A 17,682-nucleotide genomic window follows, 5' to 3' on the forward strand; every position below is an offset into this window, starting at 1 on the left:
CTGCGACGGGCCGCACGCCGCGGTCCGTCAGACCCGAACCTCCGCGTGGATCCTCGCATGCCGACCTCCGACGCACCCCTCGCCCTCGGGATCATCGGCGCGGGCATCATGGGCGAGCGCCTGCTCGGCGCGATCCACGGGGCGGCGGATTCGCCCGTGCGGGTCGCGGCGATCTGGGATCCGGCTCCGGAGGCCCTGGCCCGGATCGGCGCGGCCTTCCCGGCGGTGCCGCGCGTGGCCGACGCCGCCGCGGTCGTGGCGGCCAGCGACTGCGTCTACGTCGCCTCGCCGCCCGCCTCGCATCTCGGCTATGCCCGTGCCGCCCTGGCCGCCGGCCGGAGCGTCTTCTGCGAGAAGCCGCTCGCCATCGATCTGGCCGATGCCCGCGCCTTCGTGGCGGACACCACGGGTGCCGGCGCGGTCAATTTCCCGTTCGCCTCGTCGCCGGGCGTGGCGACGATCGAGCGCTGGATCGAAGCGGGCGCGGTCGGCACGCCCCGGGCGCTCACCATCGCGGTGGAATTCGCTCGCTGGCCGCGCCCCTGGCAGGCCGACGCCGCGCACTGGCTCGACGCCCGGGCGGAGGGCGGCTTCACCCGCGAGGTGGTCTCGCATTTCCTGTTCCTGGCCCGCCGCCAGCTCGGCCCGCTCCAGGGTCTCGCCGGACGGATCGCGTTCCCGGAGCCGGGCCGGTCCGAGCGCGCGATCGACGTGACGCTCACCGCGGGTGGGATTCCCGTCACCCTGACCGGCCGGGTCGGGGGCGTCGAGGCCGACGACCACAACACGTGGACGCTGGAGGGCGATGCGGGCGCCGTCCGGCTGCGCGACTGGGCTATCGCCGAGCGTCGGGGCGCCGACGGGCGCTTCGAGCCGGAGCCGGACGCGATCCCCAACGAGCGGCTGCGGCCGATCACCCTCCGGCGACAGCTTGAGGGCGTCGTCCGGATGGCCCGCGGCGAACCCCACCCCCTCGCCACCTTCGCGGAGGCGCTCGCCGTGCAGGAGGTCGTAGAGGGTATCCTGGCCTTGTGAGGGCCGGGCGCGGGCCCGCGCCCGAAGAACGAACCCGCCGAGGCTCCGCCGTCTTCGAGCGGAGGGCGGCCATTCAGGCCGCGGGACGCGGGTTGGCCTCTCGCTACCCTGGATCGCTGCGCTCGCGATGACGGAGCGGACCGGGACCGAGCGACCCGGACCGTGAGGCGTTCAGCTTCCCAGCAGGTCGACCAGGAACGGGATCAGCGGCGCGTCGGCGGGCGGCATGGCGAGATCGCGCAGCGCCTTCGGCCGGACCCATTTGAGCGCCTGTCCCTCCATCGGGCGCGGCGTGCCGGTCCAGCGCCGGCAGACGTAGAGCGGCATCAAAAGGTGGAAGTCCGAATAGGCATGGCTGGCAAAGGTCAGCGGCGCGAGGCAGGGCTCCTCGACCCGGATGCCGAGTTCCTCGGCGAGCTCCCGGATCAGGGTCTGCTCGGGGCGCTCGCCGGGCTCGACCTTGCCGCCGGGGAACTCCCACAGGCCGGCGAGCTGCTTGCCCGCCGGACGCTCGCTCACCAGCACCCGGCCGTCGACGTCGACGAGGGCCACGGCGACCACCAGGAGCAGGCGCAGCGCGCCGCCTTCGAGCCCGCTCATTGCGCCACCGCGAAAGCGGCCGAGACCTCGGAAGACATCTGTATCGTGCCCGCCTCGATCGGCACCCGTCGCCCTTTGGCGGCCATCGGTGCCGCGCGGGCCATCTCCAGCGCCGGGCGGTACGGTGTCCCGACCGTGGTGGTCAGCGTGCAGAGCGCGCCGAGCTTGGCCCCGACCGCCTCGGCGAGTGCCTCGGCCCGGCTCCGGGCGTCCCGGGTCGCCGCGACCTGAAGGGCTGCTTCGCTCTTGTCCGGGTCGCGCAGTCCGAAGCTCACGCCGTCGATGCGGTTCGCCCCGGAGTCCAGTGCTTGCCGGAGAAGGTCGCCGAGGCGGTCCATATCGGCGAGGCGGACCGTGACGAGGTTGCTGGCGCGGTAGCCGTCGGGCTCCTCGGTCACGGCGCCTCCGGGCCGGGCGACGGTGCGGGTCGCCGTCTGCAGGGTGACGGCGGCCGTCCCGATATCGGCCGGCGGGACCCCGAGGGCACGGGCCTGCGCCGAGACGCCGGACACCGCCTTCGAGGCCGCGTCGAGGGCGGCTGCCGCGGTCGCGGCGCGCGCCTCAATGCCGACGGTCACCTCGGCGAAGTCCGGTGCCCGCGTCTCCGCCGCGCGTCCGACGACGCTGATATGCCGCTTGCACGCCGCGTCGTCGGCCTGAACCGGGGCCGCCAGGACCGTGACCAGCAGGGCGCCGGACAGGATGGCCCTCACGAGCGGTAATCCCCGTTGATCTCGACATAGGCCTTGGTCAGGTCGCAGGTCCAGACGCGGGCATTGCCGTCGCCCAGGCCGAGATCGACCCGGATCTCGATCTCCGGTTCGCGCATCACGGCGCTGGCAGCCGCTTCGCTGTAATCGGGGTCGCGAGCGCCCTGGACGGCCACCCGGACGTCGCCGAACCAGATCGCGAGCCGGTCGCGGTCGGCGGGCTCGCCGGCCTTGCCCACGGCCATCACGACGCGGCCCCAATTGGCATCCTCGCCGGCCACCGCGGTCTTCACCAGCGGCGAGTTGGCGATCGACATCGCGATGCGGTGCGCGGAGGCGTCGCTCTCGGCGCCGGTGACCCGCACGGTGACGAACTTGCGCGCGCCCTCACCATCCTTGGCGACGAGCTGGGCCAGCTCGATCAGCAGGCCGTCGAGCGCCTCCCGGAAGCCGGCAAGACGCGGGTCGGCGGGATCCGTGATCGCCGGATGGCCGGCCCTGGCGGTGGCGAACAGCATCAGCGTGTCGGAGGTGGACGTGTCGCCGTCCACCGTCACGCAGTTGAAGCTCGTCTTCGTGCCCGCCGAGAGGAGCGCCTGCAGCACGTCCTGCGGCAGGGCCGCGTCGGTGAAGACGAAGGACAGCATCGTCGCCATGTCGGGGGCGATCATGCCGGCGCCCTTGGCGATCCCGTTGATGGTCACGGGCACGCCGGCGATCTCGGCCGTGCGGGTGGCGAGCTTCGGGAACGTGTCGGTGGTCATGATCGCGCGGGCCGCCGCATTCCAGGCGGCCGGTCCATCCTCGGCCCGGGCCGCGCACTCCGCGAGCACGCCCTCGAACCGCTCCGCCGGAAGCGGCTCGCCGATCACGCCGGTCGACGCCACGTACACCTCCCCCGTGCGGCAGCCCGCCGCCTGCGCGGCGATCTCGACGGTGCGCGCCACCGCGTCGCGTCCGAGCCGGCCCGTGAAGGCGTTGGCGTTGCCCGAATTGACCACCAGCGCCCGCGCGGATCCGTCGGCCAGGGCGTCGCGACACCAATCCACCGGCGCCGAGGGACATTTCGACCGGGTGAACACCCCCGCGGCCCGGGTGCCGGATTCCAGCGCGACGTAGAGCACGTCGGTTCGGCCGCTGTAGCGGATCCCCGCCTGAGCGGTGGCGATGCGCACGCCCGGCAGGGGGGGCAGCTCGGGCATCGCGGTGGGCGCCAGCGGGGAGACGGGAGGGGCTTTCGCGGATGACATCGGCTCAGGCTCCGGCACGCGCGGCTCAGGTTCCGCGGCGGCCCGGTGTTGCCCGCGCGACCCCTGCGGCGTCAACCGTGTGCTCAGCCTATGGCCACGCTTCGAGCTGCTTCGGTTTTGTGCACCGACGGCGCCGAATACGGCGGTATCACGGCGTCGGGCTTGCGTGTGGATTGCATCCCAGCCTAGCATGCTGCATCGCAAAGTCAGCGCGAGGTCGAGTGCGGAATGCCCCCAGCCGACGTCGAGACTGCCTCGGGCAGCCTTCCCCAGGGGAGCTGCTATCGAATCCAGGTTCTGGTGGTCGGCTGCCACAAGCGCTGGCGCGACGAGGTCTCCGCGCAAGTCCGGATGCTGGGTTATCAGGTCACCGCCTGCGATCGCGGCGTCGATGCCATGACGGTGCTGGCCCTCGGCCTCCCCGTGGATGTGATCGTGGTGGATACCGCGCTCCAGGGGGGATTGTGCTGCGCGCAGCTCGCCGTCGAGGCGCGGGCCCTGCGCCCGGCCCTGCGCATCATCCTCGCCAGCGACCCGGTGGACGCGATGGAGCCGGAGGCGTCGGCCCGCGTGCCCGACGCGCTGCGCGTCCCGCGCGACCAGCTTCAGAACGGCATGGTCGCCACGATGATGCGCGAGGCGCTGGCGAACCGCGCGGCCTGAGGTCCGGCGCGACGGCCTGAGGGGCCTCGCGAGGCGTCGAGCGAATCGCGGCCGACGCGACTCACGACGTCGCCGCGCCTCCGTGCCGGTTCGGGACTGTTGCAAGCGGGACGGCCCGCTCGATGTCAGCAACGCAGGCCGGGCCGCACGGCAATCCAAATGCAGCGGCCGCGTGATCCGGTGAAAGAGGGATCGGCGCGCAGTTTTAGCGCGGCTCAGCAGCGGACACGCGCAAGGCGAATCTTTCGGTCGGCCCAGGACGCGTTGTCAGAACTGGTCCATCGCGACGAGAACGCCCCGATTGCCGTTTGCGCGTGCCGCCCTGCGTCTGCGGCTGGCTTGCCTGGCCTGAATATCAAATATATCTCGAGACATTGCCGCCAAATATCTATAGTACAAGTTGAAATTGATCGCGTGACACGATGTTGTCATGATTGAGGCGTCTATCGTTCGGCCGAGAACTTGGCCTGTTCTGTGGAAGATGCGCCTGTGAGAACTGGGATACGCTCTCGCCTCTACGCGGGATTTGCGATGCTCGTCATGATCACGGGTATCATCGGTGCATTCGCGATCTACCAGCAAGGAGTGATCAGCGAAGACCACGCGCTCCGGGAGCGGGTGGAGCGGGGTGCGCAATCGGTCCTGATGATCGACGGTCACGCCGCACGCCTCATCGGAACCGCCGAACGGTACCGGATCCAGCCGGATCCCGATCTGATCGTCGCGATGGAGCAGGCCCGGCGGGCGATCGAGCAGACCTGCGACAAGTACTTCTCGCTGGCCATGACCGACGGCGGGCGGAAGCTGTACGACGACGTGCGGGAGGCCGCCCGCGCGATGAAGCCGGAGCTGGAGCGCCTCGCGGCCTCGGGCGCGACCCTGCGTGAAGCCAGGGCGAAACTCTACGAGACCGGCAATACACTCACCGTTCTTCTCGGAAACCTGCTCGCGGACGTGCGCGCCCGAGGCGGCGAGGCAATGCTGGCGCGGATCGAGCACATCGAGAATGCCGTCCTGCGGTCCCGCATCGCATCGGCCCGCTTCGTGATCGGCCTGGATCCGCAGGACCGCAGCACCTTCGAGCAGCGGGTCGAGCAGGCTCTGGCGGCCCTGGATGCGTTCAAGGACACGCAGGGCGGCGCGGTCTTCGCGCAGCAGGTCAGGGCCGTTCGCGACGCGCTGGTCGCCGCCGCGACCGGCTTCCGTGCGTACGATCAGGCGGTGGCTTCGGCAAAGGCGACGTTCGAAACCGGGATCAAGCCCCACACCGACGCGATCGAACGGCTCGGCATCGCGCTGCGCGACCGGATCGTGGCCGCCGGCGAGAGGATTTCCCGGGAGACCGCGTCGGCCGCGTCACGGGCCCGCTACATCCTGATCGGCCTCGTCGGCGCGGCCCTGCTCCTCGGGGGCGTCCTGGCCTTCATGCTGGCCCGCAGCATCATCCGGCCGATCGCCGGCATGACGGAGGCGATGACGCGGCTGGCCGGCGGCGACCTTCAGGTCGTGGTGCCGTACCGCGACGCGGCCGACGAGATGGGCGCGATGGCCAAGGCCGTCGACATCTTCCGGCAGAACGCGGTCGCCCGAGCGGAACTCGAGGCGGCGCAGGCCGCCGAACGGGAGGCTCGCCTGCGCCGGGCCGAGCGGGTCGAGCAGCGCGTCCAAGCCTTCCAGGCGAAGATCGCCGCCTCGCTCGCCATCGTCACGGCGGCGACCAGCGAACTCGACGCGACCGCGCAGGCGATGACCCGGGTGGCCGACAACACCAACAGTCAGGCGGTGACATCGAGCTCGGCCGCCGCGCAGACCTCGGCCAATGTCCAGACCGTCGCGGCGGCCGCCGAGGAGATGGTCTCCTCGCTTCAGGAGATCGAGCGGCAGGTCGTGCGCTCCAACGAGGTGGCCGGTCACGCCGCCCACGAGGCCGAGGCGACCAACGCCGCCATGGCGAGCCTGCGCGCCGCCGCCGAGCAGATCGGCGCCGCCGTGATCATGATCTCCGGCATCGCGAACCAGACCAACCTGCTGGCCCTCAACGCCACCATCGAGGCGGCGCGGGCCGGCGAGGCGGGGCGCGGCTTCGCCGTTGTGGCTTCCGAAGTGAAGGAGCTCGCTTCGCAGACGGCGCGGGCCACCGAGGAGATCGGCGGCCAGATCGCCGCGATCCAGGCGGCCTCGGGGCAGGCCGCGGAGGCGATGGCCCAGATCGGCCGCACCATCGCCGCCGTGAACGAGATCAGCGGCGCCATCGCCGCGACGGTGGTGCAGCAGACGGCCGCCACGAGCGAGATCTCGCGCAATGCCGGTGAAGCGGCGCGGGGCACGGAGAATGTGTCGGCCAATGTCACGCGCGTGCTGGCCGCCGCCCGCGAGACCGGCAGCGCAGCCGCGCAGGTCCAGAGCGCTGCGTCCGAGCTTGCCACCCAGTCATTGACGGTCAAGCGCGAGGTCGACAGCTTCCTCGACGACATTCAGGCGGCGTGAAGGCCAGGGCGGCCTAGATGGCGGCGGTGTCCGTCTCGTCGCCGTCGCGCGTCCGCCGCTCGCGGGGGCGTCGATCGAGGAAGGAGCGGCCGAGGGCGCGCAGCGGCGCCGTCAACCGACGGACATCCTCGGCGCGTTCCATGACGCGCTCGCCGTTGCGGATTTCCTTGTCGAGCTTCGCCATCGTCCGGGCCAGGGCCGGGTCGTCGTCGTCGAGCCAGACCTGGGTCACGCGGGCGAAAGCGATGACCACGCCCTGCAGCTTGAGCTGTCCGAGGGGGCCTTCGGTGTCGATCCCGGCCGCCGCCAGCATGTAACGGTGCGAGTTCAGCATCACGCCGTTCAGCGCCAGCATCGACAGCGGCTCGCCGCGCAGCGCGTAGGCGATCCGGCGCAGGGCGGGCTTGTAGGGCTCCATCGCATCGATGCGGCGCATCAGAACGTCGAACAGCCGCTCGCGGGTGGGCTCCTCCTCGAGGCCGGCGAGATCGCCCTCCAGGACCTTGCGGTCGATGATGCGGGTCAGGCCGCCGAGCACGGCGCCCTTCGACGGGAACAGGTCGCGCAGTTCGGCGAGCGTCAGACCCGCCTCCCGGGCGATGTCGCTCACCTCGATGTCGTTCCAGGGCTGCTCGGCGGCGAGCCGCATCAGAGCCTCGACGGCGGCCTCCCGGGGCGGCAGCTTCGGCGCGCTATCCTCCGGCGCCGCACCGGCGCTCCGCGCCGCGCCATCCTGAACGGAGGCCGCGGGGGCGGCGCTCTCGGGGGCGCTGCTCGCCTTGGGGGACGTCGCGCCCTTGCGGGGACGCTTGGAAGTGGCTCTGCTGTCGGTCATGGATCGGTCGCCCGGTCTGTCGGTCGTGACGCCTCATGTAGGCGAGCCGGCGGCGAAGGGCAGGGCCGTCGCGCGGCCATGCCGCACGGACGCCGCACCGTGTCAGCCGGCGAGGTCCTCCGCCCGTCTGCGGGCCGCCGCCACGGCCTCCCGCATCAGCGCGCCGAGGCCGTCCGGCCGCATCAGCACGTCGAGGGCCGCCGCCGTGGTGCCGCCGGGGGAGGTGACGTTGCGGCGCAAGTCCGCCGCCTCGGCCGGGTCTGCGTCGAGGAGCGCACCGGCCCCCGCCACCGTCGCCCGGGCGAGGTTGCGGGCCACGTCGGGATCCAGGCCGGCCGCGATGCCGGCATCCGCCAGGGTCTCGGCGAGCAGGAACACGTAGGCCGGCCCGGAGCCCGAGACCGCCGTCACGGCGTCGATCTGCGCCTCGTCGGTGAGCCACGCCACCGTGCCGTTCGCCGCGAACAGCGCCTCGGCGGCCGCGCGCTGCGCGGGCGTCACCTCGGGATTCGCGCAGGCGCCGGTGGCGCCCCGGCCGATGCTCGCCGGCAGGTTCGGCATGGCCCGGACGACGGCCCGCGCCCGCGGCAGGCGGGCGCGGAGATCCGCGATGGTCTTGCCCGCCAGGATCGAGACGAGGAGCGTGTCGCGGCCGATCAGCCGGTCGAGCCCCGGGGCGGCCGTCTCCAGACCCTGCGGCTTGATGCCGAGGACCAGAACGGCGCCGGGCTCGGGGGCCGGGGGGTTCAGGGCGATGCCCCGTTCGGTGCAGAGGTCCACGATCGCGCCGGACGGCACGGGGTCGATGATCGTTGTCCGGCGCGGGTCGAGGCCAGCATCCAGCCAGCCCGCCAGCATCGCGCCGCCCATCTTGCCGGCCCCGGCCAGGACCAGCGAGGCGGGCATCGGCATCGGGCCGGTCACGCCTCGCCTTCGGTCTCGAACAGGACAGCGTCCAGCGCTTCGCGGGCGCTCTTGCCGGCCCAGAGCACGAACTGGAACGCCTGGAAGTAGCGTTCGCAGGCGTCCACCGCGGTCTTCATCATGGTGGCGCATTGCGGGTGGGTCGGCACCGCGCCCCCCGTCAGCAGCAGGGCGTGCCGGAACATCACGACGTTGTCGGTGGTCCAAAGGTCGAAATGGCCGACCCACAGTTGTTCATTGATCATCGCGATCAGGCGCATCACCTCGGTGCGCTGCCGCTCCTGCACCTTGAGGTCGAAGGCGCAGGCGACGTGAAGCGCCTCGACATCCTCGATCCAGGTGAAGGCCACGTTGTAGTCGGTCCACCGGCCGGGGCTCGTGACCGACATCTCGTCGGTCTCGGCCCGGTCGAAGATCCAATCGCGCAGGGAGGCCAGCCGCTCGACGACGTCGAGCGGATGCTCGTTCCGGTCCGGGTCGTGGAAGTCGACGTTGAGAAGCGGCATGACGATCCAAAAGGACGGCCCGGACGAGATCCGGCCCGACGTGACGGTGACGCGAAACCGGAGCGTGAGAACACTCCGAGAACTGGAACGATCGGCAGATCTAGGCCGGTGGTGATGCGATCGACTGTCGAAGCTCTGCGGACATCGCCCTGCAGCCCCCGAATCACCCTATGCCCGACTATAGACCGGCCGTGACTCGCGACACAAAGTGCAGGTCACAATCGGTGAACAGGAAACCGGATCGTCGCCGCGGCTTCCTGTGTAAAAGCCGGGGGCGTTGCCGCGGAGACTCAGACGGCCTCGCTCAGGCCCGCGGCGCCCGCTCCGGCGGCACCGGATTTCGCCTCCAGGGCCGCAATACGGGCCGACAGGGCCTCGTTCTGCGCCTGCAGCTGAGTCACGAGGTCGCGGAGCACGTCGAGCTCCTCGCGCGAGGCGATGTCGAGGTCGCGGATGACGCGTTCGAGCTGCGCCCGGGCCACGGTCTCCGCCTCGCGGCGGACGCCCTGCGCGGCGCCGGCCGCGTCGGTCATCAGGCGGGCGAGGTCGTCGAACAGTCGATTGGAGGGGGGCATCGAGGTCTCCCGGATCGGCCGGCTGCCGCGGCGGCCGCCTGACGGCGCGATTCGAGAGGACGAGATAGGAATCTTCGCGATGGGGAGCAACGCCCGGTCGGTCCGGGACGGCGAGGCGGAGGCGCGAGGCCCCCGCTTCGCCGGCTGATCACATGTGGCGCATCATGCGGCGATGCATGCGGTGATGCATCATGCGGCGCTCCATCCGGCGGTGCATCATGCGGTGATGCATCCGGCGGTGCATCATGCGGTGCTCCATCGGGGTCATGCGGACATGGGTCACGGCGTCGGGCGCCGTGACGGCGCCGGGCATCGCCGGAGCCGCCGAGGCCGGCTGGACGAGGGCGGCGCCGCCCAGGGAGGCCAGCACGGCAAAGGCGAAGGTCAGTTTCCTCACGAGGAGACTCCAATTTTCTGGTGGCCGGGTCGGGTGCCCGGTTCCTCCTCCCGGACGGGAGGTGCGGAGAGTCGTCTCGTGCCGCGGGGCGGCACGGCGGGTCTGCGAGGACCCGCCGCCATCAACTGCCAAGTCAGAGATTCGTTTCCTCGAAGGCCTTCACCCATTCGGCACAGATTCCCGAGCGCACGATGTCGTTGCGGGTGAACTCCACCACCGGGATCGGCATCATCCGGCTCTTGACCATGTGCATGACGGTGCGCAGGCCGGAGGTCTCGCGCAGGTCGGTCTGCGACACATCGCCGTTGATGATGACCTGACAATCGTCGCCGATCCGGGTCAGAAACATCTTGATCTCGTTGATGGTGGTGTTCTGGGCCTCGTCGAGGATCACGAGGCAGTTCTTGAAAGTCCGCCCGCGCATCACCTCGAAGGGGACGATCTCGATGTCGCCGGTCTTGAGTGCGATCTCGAAGGCGGCGGCGCCCATGCGCTCCTTCATGGCCTCGGTCAGCGGGGCGACCCAGGGGGCGATCTTCTCTTCCAGCGTGCCGGGGAAGTAGCCGAGGGACCGGCCCGAGGGCACGTTCGGGCGGGTGATGACGACTTTGGCGATCCGGCGCTGGCGGAGCTGGTCCGCCGCGCGGGTGCCGGCGATGAAGGTCTTTCCGGTGCCGGCCGGCCCCAGGACGATGACCTGCGGGGAGCGGGCGAGGGCGTCGAGATACTCGGCTTGGCGTTCGGTGAGCGGCTGGATGGGGGCGAGGTTGCGTTCTTCGTCGAAGCGTGTGCGGTGAATGCGGGACGTGCGGTCTTCAACCAGTTCAAGTCGTGCGCGGCGTCTCTTCATGGATGTACACTCCAACGGGACTAGCCAACCTGGATCTGTATCTGAACTGCCGTTTACCTGCGTGCTCCCGGTTCTATTCGTTTGCGAAACTTAATACCGGCCCCAGGCCGAAGGTTCCGCCCCGCGCTCGTCCGCCTGTGGAGAGCGTCACGACGATCCGTGCGCGGCCGAATACACGATGCAACTGGCGCACCAGTGCGATTCGCATCCGACGAATGCGCGCCGGGTGTGACCAAGGGGTGACGGTGGACGAGGGGGCTTCGAAAAAGCCGCGCGGCTGGCGCGGATGCATCAGGTTCGGGACGGGGGAGACGCGATGACGCGGCATCCGGCACGATCACGATCCTCCCCGCCCGCAGGGGCGAAGCCGGCCGACCCTGCCGCCCTGAAACGTCCGGGCTTGGTCGGCGGGACGGGCCTCACCCGGCCTGGATGAAGCTGTCGAGCACCATTTTCTGGCCGGCCTTGTCGAAGTCAACGGTGAGCTTGTTGCCATCGACGCCCGCGACCGTTCCGGGGCCGAACTTGGTGTGGAAGACCCGCTGGCCGGCCTGGAAGGCCGAGGGCGCGCCCGTCGACTTGGCGATCAGCTCGCCCTCGATCTGGCGGGGTCCGCCGGACTGGCCGCCGGAGCGGCCGCCCGGGCCCGCCGACCGGAAGCCGCCGCCGGACCCGGACCGGCCACCCGGCGCGGTGTTGGCCTGCGCCCGCTGCCAGCCCGGCGTGCCGTAGCTCGATCCGAACGGCGCCGGGTTGCGGTCGAACCGCGAGGCGCCGGCCGAGAAGTGGGCGGGGGCCTCGACCACGTCGACGGCGGTCTCGGGCAACTCGTCGATGAACCGCGACGGGATGGTCGACGACCAGAGCCCGTGGATGCGCCGGTTGACCGCGAAGGACAGCTTCGCCCGCTTGCGCGCCCGGGTCAGGCCCACATGGGCGAGGCGCCGCTCCTCCTCCAGGCCGGCGCGGCCGCTCTCGTCCAGCGCCCGCTGGTTCGGGAACAGGCCGTCCTCCCAGCCGGGCAGGAACACGGTGTCGAATTCGAGCCCCTTGGCGGCGTGGAGCGTCATCAGCGAGACCCGCTCGGCGCCCTCGGCCTCGGAGGCCTCCATCACCAGGGAGACGTGCTCCAGGAAGGCCGCGAGGTCCGGGAATTCCTCCATGGAGCGGACGAATTCCTTCAGGTTCTCCAGCCGGCCGGCGGCGTCGGCCGAGCGGTCCTTCTGCCACATCTCGGTGTAGCCGGATTCCTCGAGGATCGTCTGCGCGACCTCGCTGTGCGGCTGCGCCTCCACCAGTCGCGCCCACCGTGCGAAGCTCTCGGTGAGCGCCCGCAGGGTCGAGCGGACGCGGGGCTTCAGCTCGTCGGTCTCGCACAGGCGCTCGGCGGCGATCCGCAGGGGCAGCCGGTTGGCACGGCCGTAGGTGTGGAGCTGCTGCAGGGTGGCGTCGCCCAGGCCGCGCTTGGGCGTGTTCACGATCCGCTCGAAGGCGAGGTCGTCGCTGACATTCACGGTGGCGCGCAGATACGCCAGGGCGTCGCGGATCTCGGCGCGCTCGTAGAAGCGCGGGCCGCCGATGACCCGATAGGGCAGGCCGAGCTGGACGAACCGATCCTCGATCTCGCGCATCTGCGCGGAAATCCGCACCAGCACGGCGATCTCCGACAGGGGATGCTGCTTCACCTGGAGGGATTCGATCGATTCGGCGAGCATCCGCGCCTCCTCCTCGGAATCCCAGGCGCCCGTGACGGTGACGCGCTCGCCCGGCTCGTCGTCGGTGCGCAGGGTCTTGCCGAGGCGGCTCTCGTTCTTGGCGATCAGCCCCGAGGCGGCGGCGAGGATATGGCCGGTGGAGCGGTAGTTGCGCTCCAGCCGCACCACCACCGCGCCGGGGAAATCGTGCTCGAAGCGCAGGATGTTGTCGACCTCGGCGCCGCGCCAGCCGTAGATCGACTGGTCGTCGTCGCCCACGCAGGCGATGTTCTTGCGCTGTTGCGCCAGCAGGCGCAGCCACAGGTACTGCGCGACGTTGGTGTCTTGGTACTCGTCCACCAGGATGTAGCGGAACCGGTCCTGGTAATTGGCCAGGACGTCGGGGTTCTCCCGCCAGAGCTTAAGGCAGAGCAGCAGGAGATCGCCGAAATCGACGGCGTTTAGCGTCGCGAGCCGGGCCTGGTAGGCGGTGTAGAGCGCGCCGCCCTTTCCGAAGGCGAACGAGGCAGCCTCGCCCGGGGGCACCTGCTCGGGGCCGAGGCCGCGGTTCTTCCAGCCGTCGATGGCGTGGGACAGGGCCCGGGCCGGCCAGCGCTTCTCGTCGACGTTCTGGTCGGCGATCACCTGCTTCATCAGCCGGAGCTGGTCGTCGGTGCCCAGGATGGTGAAGTCGGATTTGAGCCCAACCAGCTCGGCGTGGCGGCGCAGGATCTTGGTGCCGATGGCGTGGAAGGTGCCGAGCCAGGGCATGCCCTCGCCGGCGGGGCCGATCAGCGTGCCGATCCGGTGCTTCATCTCCCGGGCGGCCTTGTTGGTGAAGGTCACCGCCAGGATGTCGAAGGGGCGCGCCCGCCCGGTGGCGATCAGGTGGGCGATGCGGGTGGTCAGCACCCGGGTCTTGCCGGTGCCGGCGCCGGCCAGCACGAGGATCGGGCCCTCCGTGGTCTCGACGGCGCGGCGCTGCTCGGGATTAAGCCCCTCGAGATAGCCGGCGGCGTCGCGGCGGAGGGCGCCCATGGCGCGGGCGGTGATGGACGTGGCGGGCGCGCCGTCCCCGGCGGGCTGCGCTTGCGGGCGGTTCTGCATCCCGCATCCCTGGACCAAATCGCGAACGGCGTCGAGGCCGTTCGCGCCGCGCCGGGACGATCCGCGCCCTTCGGGGCCCGCGGCCGGCTGCGGGGCGCCGCCGTCTCCCCGGTGGCCGCGGATCGGCACCTGTGTGATCGAGGGCCGACAGCGGCGGCGGAGCGCGACAAGCCCCCTCTCCCGCGCGGGAGAGGGTTGGGGTGAGGGATCAGGTCTTTCCGGAGAGGTCGCATCCCTATCCCTCTCCCGCACGGGAGAGGGGATCCGCGCCCGGTCCGGAGCTCCTGGCCCGGGGTGCCGCGGGCCGCCGCGCGCGCGCCGAGAGCCGCTCCGGACCGTGGCATCGCCGCTGGCGCTCCCGGGGGCTTATCGTGCTATGGCCGTGACAACTGACTCGCGGGGGCACGCGGGGCACGGCGGCACGGTGATGGCGCGGCCTCGCGGAGAGATGGTGCGGAACAGGACCATTGCGTGATCTTCTGACCGCGCTGGCGTGCGCCGTCATCCTGGTTCTCGTGGCGGCGCTCGCCGTTCCGCCCTTCGTCGACTGGCAGGCCCATCGCGCGCTCGTCGACCGGGCGCTCGCCCGGTCCCTCGGCGTCCCGGTCCGGACCGACGGCCGGATCGAGGTCCGGCTGCTGCCCTCGCCGCGGCTGCGCGTAGACCGCCTGCATCTCGGCGCCGATCCGGACCGGCCGAGCCTGGACGCCCGGTTCGTCAAGGCCGAGATCGCCCTCGCGCCGCTCCTGAAGGGCGAGTTCCGCTTCACCGAGACCCGGATCGGCCGGGCCGAGATCAAGCTCCCGGTCGCCGGCCCTGACGCCCTGAAGCTGCCGGCCGATTTCGGTGGCGCCCTGCGCGACCGCGACCTCGCGATCGAGAACCTGCAGATCCAGCAGTTCCTGGTCACCACGCAGGTGCCCGCCACCGGGCGGACCGACCAGCTCTACGTCCAGGACCTGCACCTGCAGGCGCCGGCCCTGGTCGGCCCCTGGCGGGTCGAGGGGACGAGCGGCGGCATCCCGTTCCGGGCGGTGAGCGGCACGCCGGGACCCGACGGGCGCCTCGCCGCCAAGATCTCCGGCGGCGGCGACGCGGCTCCGCGCTTCGAGGCGGATGCACGCTTTGGCCTCGCGCCGAGCGAAGCCGGCGGCTCCCTGGTCGAGGCCGAGGGCTCGGCGCGCCTCGTCGTCGGGCCGCCGACCCAGGCCGCGGGCGCCTACCTGCCCTTCTCGCTGGCCGGCACCTTCAAGGCCCGGGGTACGCAGGTGCGGTTCGAGGGCGTCGACCTCGCCATCGATCCCGGGGGCCGGAGCCTGCGGTTCGGCGGCACCGGCCGGCTCGATCTCCGCCAGTGGCGCGGCGGCCTGACCCTCGAGGCCCGCCGCCTCGACCTCGACGCCTTCCTGACCTCGGCGGAGGGCCAGAACCTGATCGGCCGCGGCCTGCCGCGCTCGGCCGGCAGCCTGCCGGCCATGCTCGATCTCGACCTCACGGTGGGCAGCGCCGTGCTCGGCGGCGAGGATTGGTCGAACCTCGCCCTCACCGGCACCTTGGAACGGGCCGGCGGCCTGCTGCTGCGCCGCCTGTCGGTGACGGGCCCGGCCGACGCCACCGTCGCGGCGAGCGGGCAGGTCGAGACGGCCCCGTTGCGTTTCACCGGCCCGGTGGCGCTCACCGCCCCCGATTCGGAGGCGTTGGGCCGCTATCTGCGCCGCCTCGGCGCCGAGGGGCCCCTCGTCGCGCTCCTCGACGGGCGCACGGTCGAGGCCGCCGCCGACCTGTCGGCCGCCGCCACCGGCCTGTCCCTGCGCAACCTGCGCCTCGGCCTCGGACCGGCGCGGATCACCGGCAACGCCCGCTACACCGCCGCCGAGGGCACCGAGCGCGGCCGCTTCGAGGCCCAGATCCGCGCCAGCGGCCTCGACATCGCCGGCCTGCCGCCCCTTGGGACGACGCTCGGGACCCTGCGCGACACCGACCTCGCCCTGACCCTGGAAGCGAAGGATGTCCGGTTCGGCGCCACGGGCTCCGGCACCGGGACGATCGCGGCGCGGATCCAGTCCGACGGCGCCGGCCTCACGGTCGACAGCCTCGACGTCACCGATCTCGCCGGCGCCAGCGCCCGGCTGTCCGGCCAGATCGGCGCGGACGGGACCGGCCGCGTCTCCGGACGGCTGAAGGCCCCGGCGGCGGCGCCGCTGCTCGGCCTGCTCGAGCGGGTCTGGGTGGGCGAGATCCGCCTGCTGCCCGCCGTCCTGCGGGACGCGCCCCTCGACCTCGCCGTCACCCTCGACCGGGCGGGCGGCGCGGCCGCGGCTTTGCGGACTCAGGCGCGGGGCAGCGCCGGCGGCGGCACCCTCGACCTGACCCTGGCGAGCCGCGGCACGCGGATCGAGGGCGGCACCGCCACGCTCACCGCGCCCCGGGCGGGGGCGTGGTTCGGCCGCACCGACATCGTTGGCCTCCAGCAGCCCGCCGAACTGCACGTGACGGCCGAGCGGCCGGACGGCCAGGCCCTCGCCCTGACGGCGAACGGCACGGTCGCGGGCCTCCGGCTCTCCACCGGCCGCCCGATCCTGGTCGGTCCCGACTTCGTGCCCACGGGCGGCGAAGTCCGGGCCGACACGGCCGATCTGGCGCCGTTCCTGACGCTCGCCGGCGCCGCGACCCTGGCCCCCGGCGCGTGGCCGGCCGACCTCACCGTCACGCTGTCGCGGCAGCAGGGCGAGGCCGCCGCCGCCATCGCCGGCACGGTCGCGGGTTCGGGGGTGAACGGGACGCTGCTGCGGGCGGCGGGCGGCGCCCTGCACGGCCGCCTCGCCCTCGACCGCCTGTCCGTGCCGCAGCTCGCCGCCGCCCTGGTGATCCCGCCGGGGGCGAACGGCACGTTCGGGCCGCCGACGGCCCATCCGGCCCTGTCCCTCGACGCCCGCGTCGCCAGCCTGGATCTCGGGCGCGGCCTCGTCGCCACGGAGGCGACGGCCGGCCTGGGCCTCACCGATGGGAACCTGATCCTGCGGGACCTGTCCGGCAAGCTCGCCGGGGGACGGCTCGCGGGTTCGGTGACGATCGCCCGCCTCGGGGCCGGCGCTGCGGTCTCCGGCTCGGGCAGCCTCGACGGTGCGGCGCTCCCGACGCTGGCCGGCGGCCCGATCGGCGGCCGCCTGAGCGCCGATCTGCGGTTCGCCGCCACGGCCGAGACCCTGCCGGGCCTCGCCGACAGCCTCTCGGGCAGCGGCGCGCTCACCCTGACCGATCTGAGCCTGCCCGCGGCCGATCCTGCGGCCCTCGGCCGGGTGCTGGCCCGGGCGGCCGAGATGGACGACCCGCTCCGCGAGGGGCGGCTCCAGGCCCTGGTCACCGAGGAACTCGCCCGGGGCGGCGGGCAGGCGCGGGGATCCGCCCGGGCCGCCGCCACCATCGTGGGCGGCGTCCTGCGGGCCGGGCCGTTCGACCTCGATCTCGGCCCGGCCCGCTGGGCCGGCACCGTCGGCTACGACCTGCGCGCCGGCCGCCTCAACGTCCGCGGCACGCTTGTGGGCGGCCCGGTCCCCCGGGGCTGGAATGCCGGCCCGCCCGCGGTCCAGTTCGGCCTGACCGGGCCCCTCGGCGCGCCGGAGCGGGTGCTGGATGTCGGCACCCTGTCGAACGGCCTCGCCGCCTTCGTGCTGCAGCGCGAGCTGGAGACGATCGAGCTGACCGAGGCCGACCAGGTGGAGCGGCAGCGCCGCCGCGCTCGGATCGAGATGGACCGGGCCCGCGCGGCGGCTCTCAAGGCCGCGGCCGAGAAGGCTGCCGCCGAGAAAGCGGCTGCGGAGAAGGCCGCCGGGGAGAAGGCCGCCGAGGAGGCGGCGAAGCGGGCCCGCAATCCGGACGAGGGGATCGCCCAACCGCCGGCTCCCGCCGAGGTCCGACCGTGAGGCCGGCCGCATCCTGAGGCAGCTCCCATCTCCGTGGGACCGGCCCCTCTGAACGCCTCAGGCGCCGCGCCCCGTCATGGCCCCGTCATGGCCCCGTCATCGCCGTCATGGGCCATGCGCCCGCAC

14 protein-coding genes are annotated in these 17,682 nt (G+C 72.3%); 4 read left to right on the forward strand and 10 right to left on the reverse strand.

Going from position 1 to position 17,682, the window contains the following annotated elements; translation table 11 throughout:
• Positions 1-57 precede the first annotated feature (57 nt).
• Positions 58-1,035, forward strand: coding sequence for a Gfo/Idh/MocA family oxidoreductase (locus tag P9K36_RS27665; protein ID WP_043760089.1), 978 nt, complete (start codon positions 58-60; stop codon positions 1,033-1,035).
• Positions 1,036-1,206: 171 nt separating this feature from the next.
• On the opposite strand, the gene P9K36_RS27670 is transcribed toward P9K36_RS27665, so the two are convergent.
• The 3 genes from P9K36_RS27670 to argJ are packed head-to-tail and all read right to left on the reverse strand — an operon-like array spanning position 1,207 to position 3,595.
• A complete protein-coding gene (locus P9K36_RS27670) occupies positions 1,207-1,635 on the reverse strand; it encodes a (deoxy)nucleoside triphosphate pyrophosphohydrolase (RefSeq protein WP_043760090.1) in 429 nt (142 codons plus the stop codon).
• On the reverse strand, positions 1,632-2,348 hold the full coding sequence (locus tag P9K36_RS27675; protein WP_043346980.1) for an SIMPL domain-containing protein: 717 nt from the start codon (positions 2,346-2,348) through the stop codon (positions 1,632-1,634). Before P9K36_RS27675 ends, P9K36_RS27670 begins: the two co-directional genes overlap by 4 nt.
• Positions 2,345-3,595, reverse strand: a complete 1,251-nt coding sequence (gene argJ / locus P9K36_RS27680; protein WP_043346982.1) for a bifunctional glutamate N-acetyltransferase/amino-acid acetyltransferase ArgJ — start codon at positions 3,593-3,595, stop codon at positions 2,345-2,347. Before argJ ends, P9K36_RS27675 begins: the two co-directional genes overlap by 4 nt.
• 228 nt (positions 3,596-3,823) lie before the next feature.
• Here argJ and P9K36_RS27685 point away from each other — a divergent pair, with 228 nt between their 5' ends.
• Complete coding sequence (locus P9K36_RS27685; RefSeq protein ID WP_043346983.1) at positions 3,824-4,258, forward strand: histidine kinase; 435 nt, start codon at positions 3,824-3,826, stop codon at positions 4,256-4,258.
• A 540-nt stretch (positions 4,259-4,798) separates the two neighbouring features.
• On the forward strand, positions 4,799-6,745 hold the full coding sequence (locus P9K36_RS27690) for a methyl-accepting chemotaxis protein (protein WP_100794125.1): 1,947 nt from the start codon (positions 4,799-4,801) through the stop codon (positions 6,743-6,745).
• 13 nt (positions 6,746-6,758) lie between these two features.
• Here P9K36_RS27690 and P9K36_RS27695 read toward each other — a convergent pair whose 3' ends face one another.
• From P9K36_RS27695 to P9K36_RS27725, 7 genes are all read right to left on the reverse strand, one after another.
• Entirely contained in the window at positions 6,759-7,580 is an 822-nt protein-coding gene (locus tag P9K36_RS27695; protein ID WP_043388951.1) for a hypothetical protein, read from the reverse strand.
• A gap of 102 nt (positions 7,581-7,682) precedes the next feature.
• Positions 7,683-8,486, reverse strand: coding sequence for a pyrroline-5-carboxylate reductase (proC, locus tag P9K36_RS27700; protein WP_170861832.1), 804 nt, complete (start codon positions 8,484-8,486; stop codon positions 7,683-7,685).
• 14 nt (positions 8,487-8,500) lie between these two features.
• The gene (locus P9K36_RS27705) at positions 8,501-9,010 is read right to left on the reverse strand and encodes a YbjN domain-containing protein (protein ID WP_043346992.1); all 510 of its coding nucleotides are present in this window, start codon (positions 9,008-9,010) and stop codon (positions 8,501-8,503) included.
• Between the two features lie 290 nt (positions 9,011-9,300).
• Positions 9,301-9,585 carry an accessory factor UbiK family protein gene (locus P9K36_RS27710; protein WP_043346993.1) on the reverse strand — a complete coding sequence of 95 codons (285 nt, stop codon included), beginning with the start codon at positions 9,583-9,585 and terminating at the stop codon, positions 9,301-9,303.
• 148 nt (positions 9,586-9,733) lie between these two features.
• Positions 9,734-9,982: a hypothetical protein gene (locus P9K36_RS27715; RefSeq protein WP_043760094.1), complete on the reverse strand. Its 249-nt coding sequence runs from the start codon at positions 9,980-9,982 to the stop codon at positions 9,734-9,736.
• A 133-nt stretch (positions 9,983-10,115) separates the two neighbouring features.
• Positions 10,116-10,832 (reverse strand): PhoH family protein, encoded by a 717-nt coding sequence (locus tag P9K36_RS27720; protein ID WP_012321860.1) that lies wholly within the window; start codon positions 10,830-10,832, stop codon positions 10,116-10,118.
• Positions 10,833-11,251: 419 nt separating this feature from the next.
• Positions 11,252-13,633: a UvrD-helicase domain-containing protein gene (locus P9K36_RS27725; RefSeq protein ID WP_043389230.1), complete on the reverse strand. Its 2,382-nt coding sequence runs from the start codon at positions 13,631-13,633 to the stop codon at positions 11,252-11,254.
• 467 nt (positions 13,634-14,100) lie between these two features.
• Between P9K36_RS27725 and P9K36_RS27730 the strand changes: the two genes are divergently transcribed.
• Entirely contained in the window at positions 14,101-17,556 is a 3,456-nt protein-coding gene (locus tag P9K36_RS27730) for an AsmA-like C-terminal region-containing protein (protein WP_111473461.1), read from the forward strand.
• The last annotated feature ends 126 nt before the right edge of the window (positions 17,557-17,682 follow it).

This window comes from Methylobacterium sp. 391_Methyba4 (genome assembly GCF_029691625.1).
GTDB lineage: Bacteria > Pseudomonadota > Alphaproteobacteria > Rhizobiales > Beijerinckiaceae > Methylobacterium > Methylobacterium fujisawaense.

Coding starts and splice junctions, on each gene's coding strand:
- P9K36_RS27665 (WP_043760089.1), top strand. CDS start 58: ATGCCGACCTCCGACGCACCCCTCGCCCTCGGGATCATCGGCGCGGGC.
- P9K36_RS27670 (WP_043760090.1), bottom strand. CDS start 1,635: ATGAGCGGGCTCGAAGGCGGCGCGCTGCGCCTGCTCCTGGTGGTCGCC.
- argJ (WP_043346982.1), bottom strand. CDS start 3,595: ATGTCATCCGCGAAAGCCCCTCCCGTCTCCCCGCTGGCGCCCACCGCG.
- P9K36_RS27685 (WP_043346983.1), top strand. CDS start 3,824: ATGCCCCCAGCCGACGTCGAGACTGCCTCGGGCAGCCTTCCCCAGGGG.
- P9K36_RS27690 (WP_100794125.1), top strand. CDS start 4,799: ATGATCACGGGTATCATCGGTGCATTCGCGATCTACCAGCAAGGAGTG.
- P9K36_RS27695 (WP_043388951.1), bottom strand. CDS start 7,580: ATGACCGACAGCAGAGCCACTTCCAAGCGTCCCCGCAAGGGCGCGACG.
- proC (WP_170861832.1), bottom strand. CDS start 8,486: ATGCCCGCCTCGCTGGTCCTGGCCGGGGCCGGCAAGATGGGCGGCGCG.
- P9K36_RS27705 (WP_043346992.1), bottom strand. CDS start 9,010: ATGCCGCTTCTCAACGTCGACTTCCACGACCCGGACCGGAACGAGCAT.
- P9K36_RS27710 (WP_043346993.1), bottom strand. CDS start 9,585: ATGCCCCCCTCCAATCGACTGTTCGACGACCTCGCCCGCCTGATGACC.
- P9K36_RS27720 (WP_012321860.1), bottom strand. CDS start 10,832: ATGAAGAGACGCCGCGCACGACTTGAACTGGTTGAAGACCGCACGTCC.
- P9K36_RS27725 (WP_043389230.1), bottom strand. CDS start 13,633: ATGCAGAACCGCCCGCAAGCGCAGCCCGCCGGGGACGGCGCGCCCGCC.